The organism is Micromonospora sp. ATA51 (genome assembly GCF_016802855.1).
Taxonomy (GTDB): domain Bacteria; phylum Actinomycetota; class Actinomycetes; order Mycobacteriales; family Micromonosporaceae; genus Micromonospora; species Micromonospora sicca.
Genome location: NZ_JAEVHJ010000675.1, coordinates 1 through 1,245, shown reverse-complemented (window position 1 = coordinate 1,245; position 1,245 = coordinate 1). Strand labels below are relative to the sequence as shown.

At 75.7% G+C, this 1,245-nt stretch carries 1 protein-coding gene and 1 pseudogene; both read left to right on the top strand.

The window, feature by feature from the left end:
• Nucleotides 1–240, top strand: a pseudogene (locus JNW87_RS38875) (aminotransferase class I/II-fold pyridoxal phosphate-dependent enzyme); the annotation flags it as partial.
• Nucleotides 241–299: 59 nt separating this feature from the next.
• Nucleotides 300–1,031 carry a dethiobiotin synthase gene (bioD, locus tag JNW87_RS38870; protein ID WP_238455490.1) on the top strand — a complete coding sequence of 244 codons (732 nt, stop codon included), beginning with the start codon at nucleotides 300–302 and terminating at the stop codon, nucleotides 1,029–1,031.
• Nucleotides 1,032–1,245 lie beyond the last annotated feature (214 nt).

Below are 1,245 nucleotides of genomic sequence, written 5' to 3'. Positions count from 1 at the left end.
CTCGGCGCGGCCGGGCTGACCGTCTCCGCCCCCGACGCCGCGGTGGTCTCGGTGACCGCGCCGAGCCCGGAGGCGGCGACCGCCTGGGCGGCGGACTGCCGCGACCGCGGCGTCGCGGTGGGCTGCTTCCGGCCGCCGTCCACCCCGGACAGCCGCTCCCGGCTCCGGCTCACCATCAGCGCCGGCGTGGCCCGCGCGGACTACGAACGGGCGCTGGACGTCATCGTGGCGTGTGCACCCGTGAGCGCGAGGAGTGAGCCGGGTTTGCGAGCCCCGCAGTCGCGAACCGAGGTGGCGCCATGACGGATGGGGCGTGGACCGGGCCGGTGCTGGTGACCGGCACGGACACCGAGGTGGGCAAGACCGTGGTGACGGCGGCGATCGCCGCGGCGGCGCAGGCCGCCGGGCTGCGGGTCGCCGTGATCAAGCCCGGCCAGACCGGTACGGCCACCGGCGATCCGGGTGACGTCGACTCGGTGACCCGACTGGCAGCCCCGCTGACCGGCCGGACGCTGGCCAGCTACCCGGATCCGCTCGCCCCGCTCGCCGCCGCCCGGGTCGCCGAGCTGGAGCCGCTGGAGCTGTACACGGCGGTCGACGCGGTCCGCGAGGAGGCCGACAAGCACGACCTGGTGCTCGTCGAGGGGGCCGGCGGGCTGCTCGTGCCGATGGGGCTGCGGCCCTCGGGCGAGCCGTGGACGGTGGCCGACCTGGCGGTGTCGTTGGGCGCCCCGGCCGTGGTGGTGGCCCGCGCCGGCCTGGGCACGCTGAACCACACCGCGCTCACCCTGGAGGCGTTGGAGCGTCGGGCCGTCCCGGCCGGGGTGGTGATCGGCGCCTGGCCGGCCGCGCCGGAGCTGGTGCACTGGACCAACCTGACCGACCTGGTGCCGAACCTGCTCGGCGCGCTGCCCGACGGGGCGGGCGGCATGGACCCGGGGGTCTTCCGCCGCTCCGCGCCCGGCTGGCTCACCCCGGCGCTGCACGGGGTGCTCGACGACTGGCGTACCTGGGCCGAGGAGATCAGCTAGTGCTCTGACCACAAACGTTGGCCGGGTTGGTCGGGGTTGGGAAATGTCGTAGGGATGGTGTTGTCTTCGGTTCGTGCCTCGCCGTCGGGATCCCGCCGCGCCGCGGGTCGTGCATCGCACCGCGCGTGTCGCGTTGCGGGTGACGCCGGGGCAGCGGCGGCGGTGTTTCGGGCTGCTGCGCTCGGCCGGTGACGTGTGGGCGTGTGTGTTGGAG

Bases quoted from the DNA above. Each gene is read 5' to 3' on its own strand.
- bioD (WP_238455490.1), top strand. From the start codon at position 300: ATGACGGATGGGGCGTGGACCGGGCCGGTGCTGGTGACCGGCACGGAC.